The following is a 19,731-nucleotide window of genomic DNA, read 5'->3' as shown; positions in this document are numbered from 1 at the left end:
TTAGCGCCATTGTGGCGCAAAGCGGCCAGCGCCTGAGTGAATTAAATTCTTCCGAGGGCTCCGGGCATTCATGTTGCCGCCACCATCCCGGCACAGCGCCCGCGCCAGATATGGCGGGCGCTGCTGGGTCATCGCTGCCGGCCGAAGATCAGGAACGATAGTCGGCGTTGATCGACACGTAGTCGTGCGACAGGTCGCAAGTCCAGATCGAGGCCTTGGCATTGCCGCGCGCCAGCTTCACGCGCACCACGATCTCGGCCTTCTTCATCACGCGCTGGCCGTCTTCCTCGCGGTAGTCGGGATTGCGGCCGCCGTCCTTGGCGACCCAGACGTCATCCAGCCACAGGTTGATCTTCGACACATCCAGGTCGTCCACGCCGGCGTAGCCGATGGCGGCCAGGATGCGGCCCAGGTTCGGGTCGGAAGCGAAGAAGGCGGTCTTGACCAGCGGCGAATGGCCGATCGAGTAGGCGATCTGGCGGCATTCCTCGACGCTCTTGCCGTCTTCCACGGCCACTTCGATGAACTTGGTGGCGCCTTCGCCGTCGCGCACGATCTGGTGCGCCAGGTTCTGCGACAGGTCGGTGACGGCGGCGGCCAGTTGCTTGTATTCGGCGCTGTCGGCGCTGGTGATTTCCAGTTCGCCGGCGCCGGTGGCGATCAGCATGAAGGAGTCGTTGGTCGAGGTATCGCCGTCGATGGTGATGCAGTTGAACGAGTGGTCGGCGGCATCCTTGACCAGCTGGTTCAACAGCGACTGCGGCAGCTTGGCGTCAAAGGCCAAAAAGCCCAGCATGGTCGCCATGTTGGGCTTGATCATGCCGGCGCCCTTGCTGATGCCGGTCATCACCACTTGCTTGCCGCCGATGGTGACGGTGCGCGACGCCGCCTTGGGCTGGGTGTCGGTGGTCATGATGGACTCGGCGGCGTTGAACCAGTTGTCGGCCCTCAGGTTGCCGATGGCCTGCGGCAGGCCGGCCACGATACGGTCGACCGGCAGCGGCTCCAGGATCACGCCGGTCGAGAACGGCAGGATCTGCGACGGCGCGCAGCCCAGCAGGCCGGCCAGCGCCTCGCAGGTGGCATTGGCGCGCTTGAGGCCTTCTTCGCCGGTGCCGGCGTTGGCGTTGCCGGTATTGATCACCAAGGCGCGGATCGGGGCGCCATCCTTGACCTGTTCCAGATGGGTCTTGCAGACCTGCACCGGCGCCGCGCAGAAGCGGTTCTTGGTGAACACGCCGGCCACCGTCGCCGTGGGCGCCAGCTTGAGCACCAGCAAGTCCTTGCGGTTGGCCTTGCGCACGCCCGCTTCGGCGTAGCCGAGTTCGATGCCGGCGACGGCTTTCAGGTCGGAAGGGACGGGAATCGGGGAGTTGACGGCCATGGCGTGCTTTCAGCTAAAAATGCGGAACGCGTATTTTAAACAAAATCAGTCCCGGCCTGATGACATCCGAATGAACTCACCCTCGATGATCTCGGCCGTCATGCGCGCCCATTGGGCGTACTGGCCGGGGCCGGGATGGAACTTGTCGATCGCCATCTCATGCGGCAGCGCCCATTGCAGTGAGCAATATCGCAACATCCGATCCTGCGCGATCCAAGCGCGCAGCGCGCGGTCCAGCTTGCGGGCGTAGCGGCCGAGATACCAGCGCAGCGGCTGCGGCGCGGCCGGCAGCGTGTGCAGCGGCGGCAGGCCGGTGAACACGATGTTCTCGACGCCGGCCTGCGCCATCAGGCGCTCCACCAGCAACCTGAGGTTGGCGATGTAGCGCCGCGGCGGCATCTGCGAGGTGACGTCGTTGGTGCCCAGCGCCACCACCAGTACGGCGGCCGGGCCGATCTCGTGCTGCGCCAGCAGCTCCAGCGCTTCCAGCGAATTGACGCCGCTCTTTGCCAGCAACTGCCACTGCACCGTGCGCCCGCTGCGTTGCGCCAGATGGCGCGCCAGCGGCAAGGCCAGCGCGCGCTCCTGATGGTCGACGCCGACGCCGGCGGCCGAAGAGTCGCCCACCACCAGCAACCGCAGCGGTTCCGCCGAGGCTGCCGGCGGCATGTCGGGCGCTTCCAGGCCGCTGCGCGGGCCCTCGGCTTCGGGCAGGCGCAGCGCCGTCTTGCGCAGCCATTTGGCCTGGGCCAGCAATACGGGCCCGAGCAGAATCTTGGCGAGGATCAACAAGCGGCACTCCTCACGGCAGCAGGTTCTTGACCACCACCAGCCACGGCCGCTGGGCAATCTGCAGCGCGCGGCCCTGCCCGTCTACCGGGATCAGCGATTCAGACACCGAATTGAACACATTGCCGCCGATCGCCCCGGCCCAGCCTTCATCCGCGTGCACTTCCACCACCATGTCGCAATGCCCCGCCAGGCCGGGCTGGATATCGTCGAGCGTGGCGGCGGTGTTGTTGCCGCGCGGGGCGCAGATCAGGTCGCCCGGCGCGATCGGTTCGCTGGCGGCCGGGCGCAGCACGAACTGCGGCGACGGGCGCGACTCGCGCTGCTTGAGGAAACTCAGGTAGTTGAAATGGGTTTCGTCCGGGGCGAAATCCTGCGGCGCCACATTGGTCGTCACCATCAGCCAGGAGATGAACGCGGCCGACCAGGGCTGCTGGCAATCGGCGCCGGTCAGGTTCTTGCCGACCGCGTGCCAGTACTGGGCCACGCGCTGCACCGCTTCGCCCTCGTCTTCCAGCAAACCCAGGCGCGGCGCGCTCAGGGTTTCGCCGCGCATGTCGATCTGCTGGTTGCCGAAGAAATCCCACTCGCCCTTGGCCGCCGCCACCAGCGCCGCGCGGGTCGGCGCTTCGGTGCTGATGGTCACCGGCGGCACGGGAATCGTGGCGGACTCGACCGGTTCAGCCGGCGCCGGGCGCACCGGCGCATAGCCGGCGTCGGCGGGCTCGCGCCAGGCCGGCATCGGGCTGGAGGCGCAACCGTCCAGCAGCGTCGCCGCCAATACGGCAACGCATATCGCGGAAGACTTCAGGGGAAATTTGGCGGCTGGCATCTTATTGTTCTCCGATAGCCTGGTTCGTCGAATCGGGAATGGAAAAGGCCGCTCACCACGGCGATGGTGAACGGCCTTTACGCTTGCTTTCGCGGCGGCTGGATCAGGCCAGCTTGCCGTGGCACTGCTTGTACTTCTTGCCGCTGCCGCATGGGCAGGGATCGTTGCGGCCGACCTTGGGGTATTCCGAGGCGGGCGCCGATTCGCTGGCGGCGGTCGGCGCCATCAACTCTTCGGGCGCGGCGTCGGGATTGAAGTCGGCATGCTGGTAATGCACGTTCTCCAGCGCCACGCCGTCGGCCAGGCTTTCCTCGGCGGCTTCGATCTCTTCGCGGCTCTGGATGCGCACGGTCATCACGACCTTGATCACTTCGTTCTTGATCAGGTCCAGCATCTGGGCGAACAGTTCAAAGGCTTCGCGCTTGTATTCCTGCTTCGGGTTCTTCTGCGCGTAGCCGCGCAGGTGGATGCCCTGGCGCAGGTGGTCCAGCGCCGCCAGGTGTTCGCGCCAGTGGTTGTCGATGCTCTGCAGCATGACGCTGCGCTCGAAGCCGGCGAAGGCTTCGGTGCCAACTACGGCGACCTTGGCGTCGTAGGTGTCGCGGGCGGCGTTGAGCACGCGCTCCAGCAGATCGTCGTCCGACAGGTCGGGTTCGGCTTCCAGCATCGCCTCGAGCGGCACGTCGAGCTGCCATTCGTTCTTCAGCGCGGCCTGCAGGCCGGGGATGTCCCACTGCTCTTCCATCGACTCGGCCGGCACGTACTGGCGGAACACGTCGGTGAACACGCCTTCGCGCAGCGAGGCGATCATCTCGGCCATGTCGGCTGACTCCAGCAGCTCGTTGCGCTGCTGGTAGATCACCTTGCGCTGGTCGTTGGCGACGTCGTCGTATTCGAGCAGTTGCTTGCGGATGTCGAAGTTGCGCGCTTCGACCTTGCGCTGGGCCGACTCGATCGAACGGGTCACGATGCCCGCTTCGATCGGCTCGCCTTCCGGCATCTTCAGGCGGTCCATGATGGCGCGCACGCGGTCGCCGGCGAAGATGCGCAGCAGCGCATCGTCCAGCGACAGGTAGAAACGCGAGGAACCCGGGTCGCCCTGGCGCGCCGAACGGCCGCGCAGCTGGTTGTCGACGCGGCGCGACTCGTGGCGCTCGGTGCCGATGATGTGCAGGCCGCCGGCGTTGACCACGTGGTCGTGCAGCGATTGCCATTCGTCGCGCAGTTGCTGTGCCTTGGCCGCCTTGTCGGCGTCCGACAACGCGGCGTCGGCTTCGATCAGTTGCACCTGCTTGTCCACATTGCCGCCCAGCACGATGTCGGTGCCGCGGCCGGCCATGTTGGTGGCGATGGTGATCATCTTGGGACGGCCGGCCTGGGCCACGATCTCCGCTTCGCGCGCGTGCTGCTTGGCATTCAACACGTTGTGCGGCAGCTTGGCCTTGTTCAGGATGCCCGACAGCAGTTCCGAGTTCTCGATCGAGGTGGTGCCCACCAGCACCGGCTGGCCGCGGTCGTAGCAATCCTGGATGTCTTTCAGCATCGCCTGGTACTTCTCCTGCGCGGTCTTGTAGACCTGGTCCTGGCGGTCCTTGCGCGCGTTCGGGCGGTTGGGCGGGATCACCACGGTTTCCAGGTGGTAGATCTCCTGGAATTCGTAGGCTTCGGTGTCGGCCGTGCCGGTCATGCCGGCCAGCTTGGCGTACATGCGGAAGTAGTTCTGGAAGGTGATCGAGGCCAGGGTCTGGTTCTCGTTCTGGATCTTCACGCCTTCCTTGGCTTCCACCGCCTGGTGCAGGCCGTCGGACCAGCGGCGGCCGGTCATCAGGCGGCCGGTGAATTCGTCGACGATGGTGACTTCGCCGTTCTGCACCACGTAGTGCTGGTCCTTGTGGTACAGCGTGTGCGCGCGCAGCGCGGCGTACAGGTGGTGGATCAGGGTGATGTTGGCGGCGTCGTACAGCGAGGCGCCTTCCGGCAGCAGGCCCATCTGGGTCAGGATCTGCTCGGCCTTGTCGTGGCCGGCTTCGGTCAGCAGCACCTGGTGGCTCTTCTCGTCCTTGGTGTAGTCGCCCGGGACTTCGATCTTGCCCTTGCCGTCCGGCGTCTCTTCGCCGATCTGCAGCGTCAGCAGCGGCGGCACCGCGTTGATCTTGTGGTACAGCTCGGTGTGGTTCTCGGCCTGGCCGGAAATGATCAGCGGCGTGCGCGCCTCGTCGATCAGGATCGAGTCCACTTCGTCGACGATGGCGAAATTCAGGCCGCGCTGCACGCGGTCCGCGGCGTCGAACACCATGTTGTCGCGCAGGTAGTCGAAGCCGAATTCGTTGTTGGTGCCGTAGGTGATGTCGGCGGCGTAGGCCTGCTGCTTGACGTCATGGTCCATCTGCGACAGGTTCACGCCGGTGGTCAGACCCAGCCAGCCGTACAGACGGCCCATGTCGTCGGCGTCGCGCTGGGCCAGGTAATCGTTGACGGTGACCACGTGCACGCCCTTGCCGGCCAGTGCATTGAGGTAGGCCGGCAGCGTCGCCATCAGGGTCTTGCCTTCGCCGGTGCGCATTTCGGCGATCTTGCCGAAGTGCAGCGCCATGCCGCCCATCAGCTGGACGTCGAAGTGGCGCATCTTGAACACGCGGCGGCTGGCTTCGCGGCAAACCGCGAAGGCTTCCGGCAGGATCGCGTCGAGCGTCTCGCCGTTGGCGATGCGTTGCTTGAATTCGGGCGTCTTGGCTTGGAGTTCGGCATCCGTCAGCTTCTCGATCGACGGTTCCAGCGCGTTAATCTGGCGGACGATTTTTTGATATTGTTTGAGCAACCGCTGGTTGCGGCTGCCGAAAATCTTGGTCAGGAATGACATGCTTGGATTCTATAAAAGCGCCGATAGAAAGATCCGGCAGACAGACGTTTGGCACCCGGCCGATAGAACGCCCAATAATAAACCGCTGATTTTAGCATGCGGCCCCCGTGGCGATGGCTTTCCCGGCATGCCGGCCGGTCGCATCGCCTGTAGATCGGGCCCGATTGCAAAGATTCAATAGAAAAACCCGCCCAAAGGCGGGTTTTACGGGACGATGGAGCAAAAACCGCTCATCGGCCGGCCACGAATACCGGCATCTGCTTGGGCTGGTTGCCGCCGGTGGCGCCCAGCGCCAGGAACTTGCGCGGATCCTGGGCGATGCCCCGGATACGCACCTCGAAATGCAGGTGGGCGCCGGTCGAGCGGCCGGTGGAGCCGACGTCGGCCACGTGCTGGCCGCGCTTGACGATGTCGCCCACCTTCACATAAAGCTGCGAGGCATGGGCGTAGCGCGTGATGATGTTGTTGCCGTGGTCGATTTCCAGCATGTTGCCGAACTGATAATGATACTCCGAGGCAATCACCACGCCGGCCGCCGCCGCCACGATCCGGGTGCCGACCGGCGCCGGGAAATCCAGGCCTTCATGGAAGGCGTTGTGGCCGCTGAAGGGGTCCAGGCGCCAGCCGAAGCTCGACGAGTTATAGGCCACGTTGACCGGCTGGTTGGTCGGCAGCAGGCGCGACTTGATCTTGTCGCCCATCAGCGTCGATTCGACCGCGTTCAGGTAGTCGATGCGATGGCCGGCGCCGTCAGCCAGCGAATCGAGCATCCGGCGCAGCTCATCCATGCCGACCTCGCGGCCGGGGCCGGCGATGCTGGAGACTTCGGCGCCGCCGCGGCCGGGCAATTCCTTGAAGTTGAATTCCTCGGGACGGATGCCGGCCAGGCCTTGCACCCGCTCGCCCAACGCATCCAGGCGCATCATCTGGGCCTGCATCTCGCCGACCTTGACGGCCATCATGGCCAGGTTTTCCTTGAGGTATTTCTCTTTACGATCGTCTTCCTGCTGGCTCATCGAGACGGCCAGCTTGTGGAACATGGGCGAGGCATCGGGGTTGGCCGCATGGCGCAGCATGAGATAGGAGAGCAGTGCCGAGCAGCCGGCAATGACGCCCAGCAACAGAACCAGGATGAACAACAGGTGTTTGGACCCCAGCGTGACGGAACGGGCCCGGGTGAAACGGGGGTGCAACAGGATAATTTGCATCTTTGCTCCTTGGAACCTGTTCAACAGGCCTCCAGACTCCAGCCGCCTGATGGGCGGATGTGATAAGGTTTCAAGATGAAGTACGCATCCACTTTCACCCCTTATCGGCCGGCTCCCACGAGCGCCCAACGCATGGCGAAGAGCACGAAGGGAGCCTCGGATTTCCTGCGGTCGAATTCGGCGATGGCGGCGCTGCTGCCCGCCCTGTCGCGCATGGCCACGCTGCAAAAGGCAGTCGCCGCCGGGTTGCCCGCGATGTTCGCCGCGTGCGAGATCCTGCACTTCGAAGCCGGCGTGCTGGTGATGAGCGCGCCCAATGCTGCATTGGCGGCCCGGCTCAAACAACAGCTCCCCAGGCTGCAAGACCGCTTGCAAAAGGACGGATGGCAGGTTAATTCAATCCGTATCAAAGTGCAAGTTGGCAAGATCGCCCCGCCGCCCGCTCCCAAACGGGTGGTCGAACTGACGGACAACGCCTTGTCCTCCTTTGCCGAACTCAGCAGTACGCTATCGGACGACCCGCGCAGCCAGGGCCTGAAGGATGCCATCGACGCCATGATACGGCGTCGCCAGGGACGCGCATAAGCGAAACAGGGAAGGGAAAGCAGGCTTATTTTCCGCGCGGCAAAAGCGGGTGCCCTTGTTTCCGTAAAAAATTTACGCCTGAAAAGACAAACGCCCCGATGTATCGGGGCGTTTCTCATGGCGCGTTCAGTTCAGCGCCCATTCCTGCTTGGCCTGCATCACGTAAGTCTGCGGCGCGTCCTCCAGCGAATCGAAGGTGACCACCTCATACGCGTCGGGCTGCTTCAGCAGCTCGCGCAGCAACAGGTTGTTCAGGCCGTGGCCGGACTTGTGCGCGTCGTAGCTGGCCAGCAGCGGATGGCCGATGATGTAGAGGTCGCCGATGGCGTCCAGGATCTTGTGGCGCACGAATTCGTTGTCGTAGCGCAGGCCGTCGGCGTTGAGGATGCGATACTCGTCCATCACGATCGCGTTCTCGAACGAGCCGCCGCGCGCCAGGCCCATGCCGCGCAGGGTTTCCACGTCCTGCATGAAGCCGAAGGTGCGCGCGCGGGCGATTTCCTTCACGTACGAATCGCTGCCGAAGTCGACCTCGGCCACCTGGCCGGTGCCGTCCACCGCGGGGTGGTTGAACTCGATGAAGAACTTCAGGCGGAAGCCGTTGTAAGGTTCCAGGCGCGCCCATTTTTCCTTGTCGCCGGTGCCTTCGCGCACTTCGACCGGCTTTTTCACGCGGATGAATTTCTTGGCGGCGTTCTGCTCCTGCAAGCCGGCCTGCTGCAGCAGGAACACGAAGGAGGAAGCCGACCCGTCCATGATCGGGATTTCTTCCGCGGTCAGGTCGATATAGAGGTTGTCGATGCCGAGGCCGGCGCAGGCCGACAGCAAGTGTTCGACGGTGGAAACCTTGGCGCCGTCCTTGGTCAGGGTCGACGCCATGCGCGTATCGCCCACGCCGGTGGCGATCATCGGCAGCTCGACCACCGGGTCGAGGTCGATGCGGCGGAAGATGATGCCGGTGTCCGGCGCGGCCGGACGCAGGGTCAGCTCGACCTTGGTGCCGGAGTGCAGTCCGACGCCGACGGTCTGGACCAGGTTCTTGATTGTGCGCTGTTTCAACATCCAGCCATTATAGCCAAGGCAGGGGATGCCAGGCCGCCGGGTGTTGCAAATCCGGGTCAGCGGAACGCGACTTTTTCCATCGAGCAAGGCCCGGCCGCTTCCGCAAAAGCGGGGACGGCCGGGCCGGGGTTCTTACAGCTGGCCCAGCAGGGTTTCGGCGTTCGAGACTTCGAACTTGCCCGGCGCTTCCAGGTTCAGTTGCTTGACCACGCCGTCCTCGATCAGCATCGAGTAGCGCTGCGAGCGGATGCCCATGCCCTTCTCGGTCAGGTCGAACACCATGCCCAGCGCCTTGGTGAAGGTGGCGCTGCCGTCGCCCAGCATGCGCACGATGCCGGTGGCCTTCTGCTCGCGGCCCCAGGCGCCCATGACGAACGGGTCGTTGACCGACAGGCACCAGATCTCGTCGATGCCCTTGGCCTTGAACTGCGCGGCGTGGGCGATGTAGCCCGGCACGTGCTTGGCCGAACAGGTCGGGGTGAATGCGCCGGGCAGCGCGAACAGCGCGATCTTCTTGCCCTTGACCAGGTCCGACACCTTGAAGGTGTTGGGGCCGAGCGAGCAGCCTTCGGTTTCGGTCTCGATGAATTCAGCCAGGTTGCCTTCCGGCAGGCGGTCGCCGATCTTGATGGTCATGATGTTTCCTTGTCTGGTTGTAAATCTGTGTGACTGAGTGGCCCGTGCGGGCGAAAAAACGCCGCGCTCGGGGCGCGGCGTTAGTATGCCCTGTTACCGACCGGGCTGCTGGAAATCAAACAACCCGGCCAAGCAGGTCAACCGGCGATCAGTCCGCCTGCTTGCGCAGGAAAGCCGGAATGTCGTAGGTTTCCATGCCGTTCTTCTCCAGCGCGCGCACGGTGTCGGAAGCCGACTCGCGGCGCCACACGGCCGGCGCCTTCAGGCCGCCGAAGGTGGCCGCAGGCTGCGCGGCGCCTTGCATCATGGTGCCGGTGCCGGCCATCATCGGCTCGTTGTGGGTACCGGTACGCAGCACCGGGGTCTGCACCAGTTGCACCGTCTTGCGTGCACGGCCCAGGCCGGTCGCCACCACGGTCACGCGGATCTCGTCGCCCATCGTGTCGTCGTAGGCGATACCCTGGGCGATCGATGCGTCGGCGGCCGCGAAAGCGCGCACGGTCGCCATCACTTCCTTGATTTCCTTACCCTTCAGGCTGCGGCTGGCGGTCACGTTGACCAGCACGCCGCGCGCGCCGGACAGGTCGATGCCGTCCAGCAGCGGCGAGGCCACGGCCTGCTCGGCCGCCACGCGCGCGCGATCGACGCCGGAAGCGGTCGCGGTGCCCATCATGGCCTTGCCCTGCTCGCCCATGATGGTCTTGACGTCGTTGAAGTCGACGTTGATGTGACCCGGCACGTTGATGATCTCGGCGATACCGGCAACGGCGTTGTTCAACACGTCGTCGGCGTGCGACAGCCATTCGATCATGCTGTCGTCCTCGTAGATCTCTTCCAGCTTTTCATTGAGGATGATGATCAGCGAGTCGACGTGCTGGGACAGCTCTTCCAGGCCGGCGTCGGCGATGTCCATGCACTTCTGGCCTTCGTACGAGAACGGCTTGGAGACCACCGCAACGGTCAGCGCGCCCTGCTGCTTGGCCACCTGCGCCACCACGGGAGCGGCGCCGGTGCCGGTGCCGCCGCCCATGCCGGCGGCGATGAACACCATGTGCGCGCCGCGCAACGCATCTTCGATGCGCGAGCGGGTTTCTTCCGCCAGGCGGCGGCCGACGTCGGGCTGCATGCCTGCGCCCAGGCCGGTGTCGCCGATCTGGATGACGTTGTGCGCCTTGGACTGCTTGAGCGCCTGCGCGTCGGTGTTGGCGGCGATGAACTCGACGCCCGACACCCCCTTGTTGATCATATGCTGCACAGCGTTGCCGCCTGCGCCGCCGACGCCGACGACCTTGATGATCGTGCCCAGCGTCGCATTGTCGACCATATCGATTTCCATGATGACTCCTTTAAATATGTATGTCTGCAGCAGGCAGTTGATAGGCATCACGCGGTGTGACGACTAGCAACTGAACACTGCACATCCGTCCAATCAATTGATACTGCAAATCCAAAACCAAAAAACAAATACCGATACTGCGATGAAAACTAAACTTCCCAAACCCTACTGCCGTTGACTTTGCTGTCAAAAACCATTTGCCGCCAAACCTTTTACATCCTGAATCACCTTCGGCAACACACTTCAGAAGTTACCGAGGAACCATTCCTTCATGCGCTGCCATACCGCCTTCACCGAACCTTCCTGGCGCGTCACGATGTAGCCGCGCAGGTATTGCTTCTTGGCTTCCTGCAGCAGACCCAGCACGGTCGAGTAGCGCGGGCTGCGCACCACGTCGGCCAGCTGGCCGCTGTATTCCGGCGTGCCCAGGCGCGCCGGTTTCAGGAAGATGTCTTCGGCCAGCTCGGTCATGCCCGGCATCATTGCCGAACCGCCGGTGAGCACGATGCCCGAGGACAGCACTTCTTCGTAACCCGACTCGCGCACCACCTGGTGCACCAGCGCGAACAGCTCTTCCACGCGCGGCTCGATCACCGCCGCCAGCGCCTGGCGCGACAGGGTGCGCGGGTTGCGGTCGCCCAGGCCGGGCACTTCCAGCGTCTCGGTCGGATCGGCCAGGATTTGCTTGGCCACGCCGTAGCGCAATTTGATTTCCTCGGCTTCCAGCGTCGGCGTGCGCAGCGCCATCGCGATGTCGTTGGTGATCTGGTCGCCGGCGATCGGGATCACGGCGGTGTGGCGGATCGCGCCTTCGGTGAACACCGCCACGTCGGTGGTGCCGCCGCCGATGTCGACCAGCACCACGCCCAGCTCGCGCTCGTCGGTGGTCAGCACGGCGTCGGCCGAGGCCATCGGCTGCAGGATCAGGTCCGACACTTCCAGGCCGCAGCGGCGCACGCACTTGACGATGTTCTGCACCGCAGAGACCGCGCCGGTCACGATATGCACTTTCACTTCCAGGCGGATGCCGCTCATGCCGATCGGCTCGCGCACGTCTTCCTGGCTGTCGACGATGAATTCCTGCGGCACCGTATGCAGCAACTGCTGGTCGGTCGGGATGTTGACCGCCTTGGCGGTCTCGATCACGCGCGAGACGTCGGCCGCCGTCACTTCCTTGTCCTTGATCGCCACCATGCCGCTCGAATTGAAGCTGCGGATATGGCTGCCGGCGATGCCGGTATAGACATTTCTGATCTTGCAGTCGGCCATTAGTTCGGCCTCTTCAAGCGCGCGCTGGATGGACTCGACCGTGGCTTCGATATTGACGACCACGCCCTTCTTCAGCCCCTTGGATTCGGACTGGCCCAGGCCGATCACTTCGTGCCGGCCGTCGGCCAGCACCTCGGCCACCACCGCCACCACTTTCGATGTGCCGATGTCGAGACCGACGATCAAGTTCTTTGCGTCTTTTGTCATATCGTTCCGCTTATTTTTTCTTTCCGTTCAGTGCCGCCAGCACCATTCCATCCGCCTTGAGCGCCATCCCGTTCGGGTAGCGCATGTCGACGCTTTCAATCTTGCCCTGCAACCGTTCCATCAGCTGCGGGTACACCGCCACCAGCCGGTCGATGCGTTCCTTCAGCACCGCCTCGCCCTGGTCGCGCCCCAGCTCTACCGTCATGCCGTTATCCAGCCGCACCGTCCACGCATAGCGGTTCGACAGCACCAGCGACTCCGGCGCCAGCTTGAGCGGCGCGAACCACTGGCGGAACTGCGCCAGCCGCGCCACCACCTGCTTCTCGCTGCCTACCGGCCCTTCGAACTCCAGCAAGTCGCCGTCATCCTCTGCTTCGGCCAGGTTGGCGGTAAACACATCGCCTTTCTGCGACAGCAACTTGCCATCCTCGCCCCAGGTACCCAGGGCCTTATGTTCCTCTACCTTCACCACCAGCCGGTCCGGCCATTCGCGCCGCACCATCGCGCGACGCACCCACGGCACCGCCTCGAAAGCCGCGCGCACCGCCGACAGGTCGGTGGTGAAGAAGTTGCCGTGGATCCGCGGCACCGCCGTGGCCCTTACCGTCAACGCATTCACCTTCTCCAACGGCAACTCGCCGGCGCTCTCGATGCGGATGGTGTGCAGCGTAAACATCGGCCGCTGCGCCACCCACCACAGGCCCGACGCCAGCAGGGCCAGCACCACCAGCGCCAGCAGCGTGTTGCTGGCCGCATTGAGCATCTTCACGTCTTGCCACATTACCGCGCGCGCTCCACCATCAAGATTGGCCCGCCTGCGGCGTCCAGTCCTTCGAAGGCTTCATATCGAGCGCCGCCGACTGCAAAATCTCGCAACACAAATCCTCATAGCTCAGGCCGATCGCCTTGGCCGCCATCGGCACCAGCGAGTGGCCGGTCATGCCGGGCGAGGTATTGATTTCCAGCAGGTACGGCTCGGACTGCCCATCCTTCTCCCGCAGCATGAAGTCGACCCGGCTCCAGCCGCGGCAACCGAGCGCGTGGAAAGCCTGCACCGCCAGTTCCTGCACGCGGCGCGTCAGTGCTTCGTCCAGCGGCGCCGGGCACAGGTACTTGGTGTCGTCGGTGAAGTACTTGTGCTGGTAGTCGTAGTTGCCTTCCGGCGCGCGGATCTCGATCACCGGCAGGGCGCGCGCCGCGCTGCCGGTGCCGATCACCGGCACCGTCAGTTCGCGCCCGCGGATGAATTCCTCGGCCAGCACCACTGCGTCGTATTTGGCGCACATCTCGAAGCCCGACTGCATGTCGGAATAGCCGTTGACCTTGGCGATACCGATGGTCGAGCCTTCGTGCGGCGCCTTCAGCATCAGCGGCAGGCCCAGGTCATCGGGCACGGTGCGCAACACTTCGCGCGGGGTGTCCTTGTCCAGCACGGCGAAACGCGGCGTCGGCAAGCCGTGGCCCAGCCAGATGCGCTTGGTCATCACCTTGTCCATGGCGATGGCCGAGGCCATCACGCCGGGGCCGGTATAGGGCAGGCCCATCTGCTCCAGCGCGCCCTGGATCGTGCCGTCCTCGCCGTAGCGGCCATGCAGCGCGATGAAGACGCGGTCGAACTTTTCCGCTTCCAGCTCGCCCAGGCTGCGCTCGGCCGGATCGAACGGATGCGCGTCCACGCCCTTGCTGCGCAAGGCCTGCAACACACCGCTGCCGGACATCTTCGATACTTCGCGCTCGGCCGAACGGCCGCCGAACAGCACGCCGACGCGACCGAAACTCTTGATGGTGGCCTGGGCTATCATGCGCTTGCCTCATTCTTTTCAGTGGCCGCCACCAGGCGGCCGGGTACGGCGGAAATCGAGCCGGCGCCCATGGTCATCACCACGTCGCCGTCGCGCACCACGTTGCGGATGGTCTCGGGCATGTCGGCGATGTCGTCCACGAACACCGGCTCGACCTTGCCGGCCGCGCGCAGCGCGTGCGCCAGCGAACGGCCGTCGGCGGCCACGATCGGCGACTCTCCGGCGGAATACACCTCGGCCAGCACCAGCACGTCCGGCTGCGACAGCACCTTGACGAAATCTTCGAACAGGTCGCGCGTACGGGTGTAGCGGTGCGGCTGGAACGCCAGCACCAGGCGGCGGCCCGGATACGCGCCGCGGGCGGCGGCAATCGTCGCCGCGGTTTCGACCGGGTGGTGGCCGTAATCGTCGACCAGCGTGAAACTGCCGGCCGGCTTGCCCTCGGCATCGACCAGCGGCACCTCGCCGTAGCGGGTGAAGCGGCGGCCGACGCCGTTGAATTCGGTCAGCGCCTTTTGCGTGGCGGCGTCGTCCACGTCCAGCTCGCGCGCGATGGCAATCGCCGCGCAGGCGTTCTGCACGTTGTGCATGCCGGGCTGGTTCAGGCTCACCTGCATCGGCGCGTAGCCGTCCTGCTGCACCGTGAACACCATCTTGCCGTCGACCGCCTGGGCGTCGGTGGCGCGCACGTCGGCGTCTTCATGGAAGCCGTAGGTGAGGATGGGCTTGGACACCATCGGCATGATCTCGCGCACATGCGGGTCATCCAGGCACAGCACCGCCACGCCGTAGAACGGCAGGCGCTGGGTGAACTCGACGAAGGCCTGCTTCAGGCGCGCGAAATCATGGTTGTAGGTCTCCATGTGGTCGGCGTCGATGTTGGTGATCACCTCGATCACCGGCGTCAGGTTCAGGAACGAGGCATCCGACTCGTCGGCCTCGGCCACGATGAATTCGCCGGTGCCCAGCTTGGCGTTGGCGCCGGCCGAAGTCAGGCGGCCGCCGATCACGAAGGTCGGGTCCAGCCCGCCCTGCGCCAGCACGCTGGCCACCAGCGAGGTAGTGGTGGTCTTGCCGTGGGTGCCGGCGATCGCGATGCCCTTCTTCAGGCGCATCAGTTCGCCCAGCATCACCGCGCGCGGCACGATGGGGATATGTTTCTTGCGCGCCGCCAGCACTTCCGGGTTGTCGCCCTTGACGGCGGTGGAGGTGACGATGGCGTCGGCGCCATCGATGTTCTCGGCCGCGTGGCCGTAGCGGATGCAAGCGCCCAGCTGCGCCAGGCGCTGGGTCGCGGCATTGCTGCCCAGATCGGAGCCGGACACGCCGTAGCCGAGATTGAGCATGACTTCGGCGATGCCCGACATGCCGGAGCCGCCGATGCCGACGAAGTGGATATTCTTGACGCGATGCTTCATGGTGTTACCAGTCCTTCCAGCACATGCGCGATCGCCTCATTGGCGTCGCGCCGGCCTTGTTCGTATGCCGCCTGCGCCATTGCCTGGCATGCAGCGCGGTCCAGTTTCTGCAGCAAACCCGCCAGCGCGTCGGCGCTGAGTTCGCGTTGCGGCAGGTGAATCGCCGCCTTGTTTTGCGCCATCCATTTGGCGTTGTCGATCTGGTGCGAGGTGGTCGACACCGCCAGCGGCACCAGCACGCTCGCCACGCCCGCCGCCGTCAGTTCCGACACCGTGATCGCGCCGGCGCGGCAGATCACCAGGTCGGCCTCGGCATAGCGGCGCGGCATGTCGTCGATGAAGTCGACCACTTCGGCCTGCACGCCGGCCTGCTCATACGCGGCGCGCAACGCGGCGATATGCTGCTTGCCCGACTGGTGCGTGACCTGCGGACGCTGTTCCGGCGGCAACTTGGCCAGCGCGGCCGGCACGTTGTCGTTCAACACCTTGGCGCCCAGGCTGCCGCCCACCACCAGTATCTTCAGCGGACCGCTGTGGCCGGCATAACGTTCAGCCGGCAACGGCAGCGCCACGATTTCCTTGCGCACCGGATTGCCGGTGACCTCGGCCTTGCCGGCGGCACGGCCGAAGTCGGCCGGGAAACCGAACAGCACGCGGTCGGCCAGCGGCGTCAATGTCTTGTTGGACAGCAGCAGCGCCGCATCGGCATTGACCAGCACCAAAGGCTTGCCGCGCAGGCGCGCCATGGCGCCGCCCGGCACCGTCACATAACCGCCCATGCCCAGCACCACGTCCGGACGGCGGCGGCCGAGGATGGCGAAGCAACGGAAGAAGCTGGCCGCCATGCGCCACACGCCCTTGACCGTATGCATCAGGCCCTTGCCGCGCAGGCCGGCGAACACGATGGTGTCCATTTCCACGCCATGGCGCGGCACCAGGTCGCACTCCATGCCGTGCGAGGTGCCCAGCCAGCTCACCTGCCAGCCGCGCGCGCGCATGGTGTCGGCGATCGCCAGGCCGGGGAAGATATGGCCGCCGGTGCCGGCCGCCATGATCAGCAATTTACGGGGTGCGCTCATAGCCGCCCTCCCCGCATCAGCACGCGGTTTTCGTAATCGATGCGCAGCAGGATCGCCAGGCCGACGCAGTTCAGCAGCACGCCCGATCCGCCATAGCTTATCAGCGGCAGCGTCAGGCCCTTGGTCGGCAGCAGGCCGAGGTTCACGCCCATGTTGATGAAAGCCTGCACGCCCAGCCAGATGCCGATGCCCTTGGCCACCAGGCCGGCGAAGGTCAGGTCCAGCGCGATGGCCTGGCGGCCGATTTCGAAGGCGTGCTTGACCAGCCAGTAGAACAGCAGCACCACCACCAGCACGCCGGCGAAACCCAGCTCCTCGCCGATCACCGCCAGCAGGAAGTCGGTATGCGCTTCCGGCAGGTAATGCAATTTCTCCACGCTGCTGCCCAGGCCCACGCCGAACAGCTCGCCGCGGCCGAAGGCGATCAGCGAGTGCGACAACTGGTAGGCCTTGCCCAGCGCGTTTTCCTCTTCCCACGGATTGAGGTAGGCGAAGATACGCTCGCGCCGCCACGGCGACATCACGATCACCAGGGTGAACACGCCGCCCAGCATGGCGCTGATGCCGCCGAACCAGATGCCGTTGATGCCGCCCAGGAACAGGATGCCCATGGCGATGCAGACGATCACGCCGAATGCGCCCAGGTCGGGCTCCAACAACAATAACAGGCCGACGAAACCGACGGCGGCGGCCATCGGCACGAAACCCTTGACCAGCTTGTGCATCACCGCCTGCTTGCGCACCGTGTAGTCGGCCGCGTACAACACGATGAACAACTTCATCAGTTCGGAGGGCTGCAGGTTGATGACCTTCAGCGACAGCCAGCGCTTGGCGCCGTTGACGCCCTTGCCCACGCCCGGGACCAGCACCAGCACCAGCAGGATCAGCGTGCCGGCGAACAGGTACGGCGCCCACTTCTGCCAGTCTTCGATGCGCACGCGGAACGCCAGCGCGCCGGCGACGATGGAGAGTACGATGAAGATCGCCTGGCGCATCAGGAAGTGATAGTTCGAATAAGAGGCGTACTTGGGCGAATCCGGCAATGCCACCGACGCCGAGTACACCATCACCATGCCGAACAGCATCAGCAGCAGCACCACCCAGATCAGCGGCTGGTCGTATTCCATCATGCGCGAACGCTGTTCGAAGCCGACGCCGCCGTAGCCGCTGCGTCCGCCCACACCGCCTTTGAGGCGGCCAGCGGCGGCCGGCGCGGCGTCTTTGTCGCTGCCCAGCCATCCACGCAGTGACGACAGTCCGAGCTTCATGCGATCACCTCGCCGCGCGACAGCGCCAGTTCGCGCACCGAGTCCACAAAGACTTCGGCGCGATGCGCGTAGTTGCGGAACATGTCCAGGCTGGCGCAAGCCGGCGACAGCAGGACGATCTCGCCCGCGCGCGCCATGTCGCCCGCCTTCTGCACGGCCTCTTCCAGGGTCGCGCAATCGACCAGCTCGACGCCGGTATTGGCCAACGCGGCGCGCACGGCCGGGCCGTCGCGCCCGATCAGGAACACGGCGCGGCCGTATTTTTCCACCGGCAGCGCCAGCGGCGAGAAATCCTGCCCCTTGCCGTCGCCGCCGGCGATCAGCAGGATGCGGTTGGGACGGCCGCCCAGGCCCAGCCCGTTCAGGGCCGCCACCGTGGCGCCGACATTGGTGCCCTTGCTGTCGTCGTAGTACTCGACCTCCTGCACCACCGCCACCAGCTCCACGCGGTGCGGTTCGCCCGCGTAGTCGCGCAAGCCGTGCAGCAGCGGCGCCATCGGCAAGTCGATGGCGCGGCACAGGGCCAGCGCGGCCAGCGCGTTCATCGCATTGTGCGCGCCGCGGATCTTGAGCGCGTCGGCCGGCATCAGGCGCTTGACCGTCACCGGCGGCGGCACCAGTTCCTTTTGCTTGCGGCGGCGCTTGCCCTCGGGCTGCTCGTCGTCCTCATGCACGAAGGCATTGGCCAGCCACAGCATGCCGTTGTCGTTGATCAGGCCGAAGCTGTCCGGCGCGGACGGCTCGTCCAGCCCGAACGAGGAAACCGGCGCGGCGGCCGATGCCATCTGCATCACCGTCGCATCGTCGCGGTTGAGCACGCGCACGGTGTGCTCGCCGAAAATGCGCGCCTTGTCGGCGGCATAGGCCTGCATGCTGCCGTGCCAGTCGAGATGGTCTTGCGTGACGTTGAGCACGGTGGCCGCATCGGCCTGCAGGCTGTACGTGGTGTGCAGCTGGAAGCTGGACAGCTCCAGCACCCAGGCCTGCGGCATCGAGCCGCGATAGGTCGGCTCCGGCGGCGGAGGCGGCGGCACTTCGGCCAGCGCGTCCTCGTCGGCGGTGCGCGAGACGGCCATGAAGTCGTCCAGGTTCATCGCTTCGGCTGCATTGCCGGCGGCATCGCCCTGCGGTGCGGCGTCCGCGGGCTCTTCCGCATGGGCAGTTTCGCCGGCGGCGGCTTCAAGCGCTTGTTGCGGTTCTTGCGGCTCCTGCGGCTCCTGCGGCTGGCCGTCCGCTTGCGCATCGCCGGCTTCGGGCGCGCCCGTTTCCGGAGCCGACGCCGATACCGCGGCGCTGGCTGCCGCTTCTTCGATACGCGCCTCGGCCTGCTTGCGCTTGGCTGCCTCGGCCGCTTCCTGCGCCGCCAGCTCGGCCTGGTGCGCGGCTTGCGCCTCGGCTTCGGCGGCCGCCTGGGCGGCGGCGATGGCATCCTGCTCGGCCAGTTCGGCCAGGAACACCTTGTCCTTGATCACCGCTTCGCGCAGCACGTCCAGCGCGGCCGGGCTGATATTGCCCGCCACCCGCACCGACAGGCCGGCGCGCTGGCACAGCATGCCGGTCAGGCTGGTGACGGTGGTCTTGCCGTTGGTGCCGGTCACAGCCAGCACCTTGGGCTTGTAGAGGGTTTCTTCGCGCAAGGCGGCCAGCGCCTGGGCGAACAATTCGATCTCGCCCCACAGCGGCAGGCCGCGCTCGGCGATGGCCGGCATCAGCGGCGCCAGTTCGCCGTCCGGCGCCAGGCCGGGACTGACGGCGACGAAATCCACGCCGTCCAGCAGTTCGGGCGACAAGGGACGGCCCAGCACGGCCTGGGCATCGGGCGCGTCGGCGCGCAGGGCGGCCAGGCGCTCGGCCAATGCCGCCTCGCCGCGCGTATCGGCCACGCGCACGCCGGCGCCGCAGTAGACCAGCCACCGCGCCATTGCCAGGCCGGACTCGCCGAGTCCGAGCACCAGTACGTGTTTGCCCGAGTAATTCATCCGTTAAAACTCACTTC

The 19,731-nt window shown here is 65.4% G+C and carries 16 protein-coding genes; 1 reads left to right on the top strand and 15 read right to left on the bottom strand.

The genetic code is table 11. The annotated features are described in order from the left end of the window. Nucleotides 1-148 precede the first annotated feature (148 nt). From argJ to J7548_RS09315, 5 genes are all read right to left on the bottom strand, one after another. Nucleotides 149-1,384 (bottom strand): bifunctional glutamate N-acetyltransferase/amino-acid acetyltransferase ArgJ, encoded by a 1,236-nt coding sequence (gene argJ, locus J7548_RS09335; protein WP_290973643.1) that lies wholly within the window; start codon nucleotides 1,382-1,384, stop codon nucleotides 149-151. A 45-nt stretch (nucleotides 1,385-1,429) separates the two neighbouring features. Next, nucleotides 1,430-2,176 (bottom strand): SGNH/GDSL hydrolase family protein, encoded by a 747-nt coding sequence (locus J7548_RS09330; protein WP_290973640.1) that lies wholly within the window; start codon nucleotides 2,174-2,176, stop codon nucleotides 1,430-1,432. A 10-nt stretch (nucleotides 2,177-2,186) separates the two neighbouring features. Next, nucleotides 2,187-3,005, bottom strand: coding sequence for a DUF2272 domain-containing protein (locus J7548_RS09325; protein WP_290973638.1), 819 nt, complete (start codon nucleotides 3,003-3,005; stop codon nucleotides 2,187-2,189). A 103-nt stretch (nucleotides 3,006-3,108) separates the two neighbouring features. Next, entirely contained in the window at nucleotides 3,109-5,865 is a 2,757-nt protein-coding gene (gene secA / locus J7548_RS09320) for a preprotein translocase subunit SecA (RefSeq protein WP_290973635.1), read from the bottom strand. Nucleotides 5,866-6,095: 230 nt separating this feature from the next. Continuing rightward, the gene (locus tag J7548_RS09315; RefSeq protein WP_290973632.1) at nucleotides 6,096-7,073 is read right to left on the bottom strand and encodes a M23 family metallopeptidase; all 978 of its coding nucleotides are present in this window, start codon (nucleotides 7,071-7,073) and stop codon (nucleotides 6,096-6,098) included. 75 nt (nucleotides 7,074-7,148) lie between these two features. Here J7548_RS09315 and J7548_RS09310 point away from each other — a divergent pair, with 75 nt between their 5' ends. Further along, nucleotides 7,149-7,658, top strand: a complete 510-nt coding sequence (locus tag J7548_RS09310) for a DciA family protein (RefSeq protein WP_290973629.1) — start codon at nucleotides 7,149-7,151, stop codon at nucleotides 7,656-7,658. Between the two features lie 126 nt (nucleotides 7,659-7,784). Here the strand turns inward: J7548_RS09310 and lpxC are convergent, their stop codons facing one another. The 10 genes from lpxC to murD all read right to left on the bottom strand — a co-directional run bounded on the left by lpxC (nucleotide 7,785) and on the right by murD (nucleotide 19,714). Continuing rightward, nucleotides 7,785-8,720 (bottom strand): UDP-3-O-acyl-N-acetylglucosamine deacetylase, encoded by a 936-nt coding sequence (gene lpxC, locus J7548_RS09305; RefSeq protein ID WP_290973626.1) that lies wholly within the window; start codon nucleotides 8,718-8,720, stop codon nucleotides 7,785-7,787. A gap of 132 nt (nucleotides 8,721-8,852) precedes the next feature. After that, nucleotides 8,853-9,356, bottom strand: coding sequence for a peroxiredoxin (locus tag J7548_RS09300; protein WP_290973623.1), 504 nt, complete (start codon nucleotides 9,354-9,356; stop codon nucleotides 8,853-8,855). 148 nt (nucleotides 9,357-9,504) lie between these two features. Then, entirely contained in the window at nucleotides 9,505-10,692 is a 1,188-nt protein-coding gene (gene ftsZ / locus J7548_RS09295) for a cell division protein FtsZ (RefSeq protein ID WP_290973620.1), read from the bottom strand. A 243-nt stretch (nucleotides 10,693-10,935) separates the two neighbouring features. After that, on the bottom strand, nucleotides 10,936-12,168 hold the full coding sequence (gene ftsA / locus J7548_RS09290; RefSeq protein ID WP_290973618.1) for a cell division protein FtsA: 1,233 nt from the start codon (nucleotides 12,166-12,168) through the stop codon (nucleotides 10,936-10,938). A 10-nt stretch (nucleotides 12,169-12,178) separates the two neighbouring features. After that, the gene (locus J7548_RS09285) at nucleotides 12,179-12,949 is read right to left on the bottom strand and encodes a cell division protein FtsQ/DivIB (protein WP_290973616.1); all 771 of its coding nucleotides are present in this window, start codon (nucleotides 12,947-12,949) and stop codon (nucleotides 12,179-12,181) included. A gap of 19 nt (nucleotides 12,950-12,968) precedes the next feature. Further along, complete coding sequence (locus tag J7548_RS09280) at nucleotides 12,969-13,970, bottom strand: D-alanine--D-alanine ligase (protein WP_290973613.1); 1,002 nt, start codon at nucleotides 13,968-13,970, stop codon at nucleotides 12,969-12,971. Further along, entirely contained in the window at nucleotides 13,967-15,388 is a 1,422-nt protein-coding gene (gene murC, locus J7548_RS09275; RefSeq protein ID WP_290973610.1) for a UDP-N-acetylmuramate--L-alanine ligase, read from the bottom strand. The genes J7548_RS09280 and murC overlap by 4 nt, the downstream gene beginning before the upstream one ends. Continuing rightward, the gene (gene murG / locus J7548_RS09270; protein ID WP_290973607.1) at nucleotides 15,385-16,467 is read right to left on the bottom strand and encodes an undecaprenyldiphospho-muramoylpentapeptide beta-N-acetylglucosaminyltransferase; all 1,083 of its coding nucleotides are present in this window, start codon (nucleotides 16,465-16,467) and stop codon (nucleotides 15,385-15,387) included. Before murG ends, murC begins: the two co-directional genes overlap by 4 nt. Then, complete coding sequence (gene ftsW, locus J7548_RS09265; protein WP_290973605.1) at nucleotides 16,464-17,735, bottom strand: putative lipid II flippase FtsW; 1,272 nt, start codon at nucleotides 17,733-17,735, stop codon at nucleotides 16,464-16,466. The genes murG and ftsW overlap by 4 nt, the downstream gene beginning before the upstream one ends. After that, a complete protein-coding gene (gene murD, locus J7548_RS09260; RefSeq protein ID WP_290973603.1) occupies nucleotides 17,732-19,714 on the bottom strand; it encodes a UDP-N-acetylmuramoyl-L-alanine--D-glutamate ligase in 1,983 nt (660 codons plus the stop codon). Before murD ends, ftsW begins: the two co-directional genes overlap by 4 nt. Nucleotides 19,715-19,731 lie beyond the last annotated feature (17 nt).

This window comes from Herbaspirillum sp., from assembly GCF_017744395.1.
Lineage (GTDB): Bacteria > Pseudomonadota > Gammaproteobacteria > Burkholderiales > Burkholderiaceae_D > Herbaspirillum.
Note: the sequence above shows the minus strand (reverse complement) of the source record. Positions and strands in the feature narration are given on the sequence as shown.

Coding starts and splice junctions, on each gene's coding strand:
- argJ (WP_290973643.1), bottom strand. CDS start 1,384: ATGGCCGTCAACTCCCCGATTCCCGTCCCTTCCGACCTGAAAGCCGTC.
- J7548_RS09325 (WP_290973638.1), bottom strand. CDS start 3,005: ATGCCAGCCGCCAAATTTCCCCTGAAGTCTTCCGCGATATGCGTTGCC.
- secA (WP_290973635.1), bottom strand. CDS start 5,865: ATGTCATTCCTGACCAAGATTTTCGGCAGCCGCAACCAGCGGTTGCTC.
- J7548_RS09315 (WP_290973632.1), bottom strand. CDS start 7,073: ATGCAAATTATCCTGTTGCACCCCCGTTTCACCCGGGCCCGTTCCGTC.
- J7548_RS09310 (WP_290973629.1), top strand. CDS start 7,149: ATGAAGTACGCATCCACTTTCACCCCTTATCGGCCGGCTCCCACGAGC.
- lpxC (WP_290973626.1), bottom strand. CDS start 8,720: ATGTTGAAACAGCGCACAATCAAGAACCTGGTCCAGACCGTCGGCGTC.
- J7548_RS09300 (WP_290973623.1), bottom strand. CDS start 9,356: ATGACCATCAAGATCGGCGACCGCCTGCCGGAAGGCAACCTGGCTGAA.
- ftsZ (WP_290973620.1), bottom strand. CDS start 10,692: ATGGAAATCGATATGGTCGACAATGCGACGCTGGGCACGATCATCAAG.
- ftsA (WP_290973618.1), bottom strand. CDS start 12,168: ATGACAAAAGACGCAAAGAACTTGATCGTCGGTCTCGACATCGGCACA.
- J7548_RS09285 (WP_290973616.1), bottom strand. CDS start 12,949: ATGTGGCAAGACGTGAAGATGCTCAATGCGGCCAGCAACACGCTGCTG.
- J7548_RS09280 (WP_290973613.1), bottom strand. CDS start 13,970: ATGATAGCCCAGGCCACCATCAAGAGTTTCGGTCGCGTCGGCGTGCTG.
- murC (WP_290973610.1), bottom strand. CDS start 15,388: ATGAAGCATCGCGTCAAGAATATCCACTTCGTCGGCATCGGCGGCTCC.
- murG (WP_290973607.1), bottom strand. CDS start 16,467: ATGAGCGCACCCCGTAAATTGCTGATCATGGCGGCCGGCACCGGCGGC.
- ftsW (WP_290973605.1), bottom strand. CDS start 17,735: ATGAAGCTCGGACTGTCGTCACTGCGTGGATGGCTGGGCAGCGACAAA.
- murD (WP_290973603.1), bottom strand. CDS start 19,714: ATGAATTACTCGGGCAAACACGTACTGGTGCTCGGACTCGGCGAGTCC.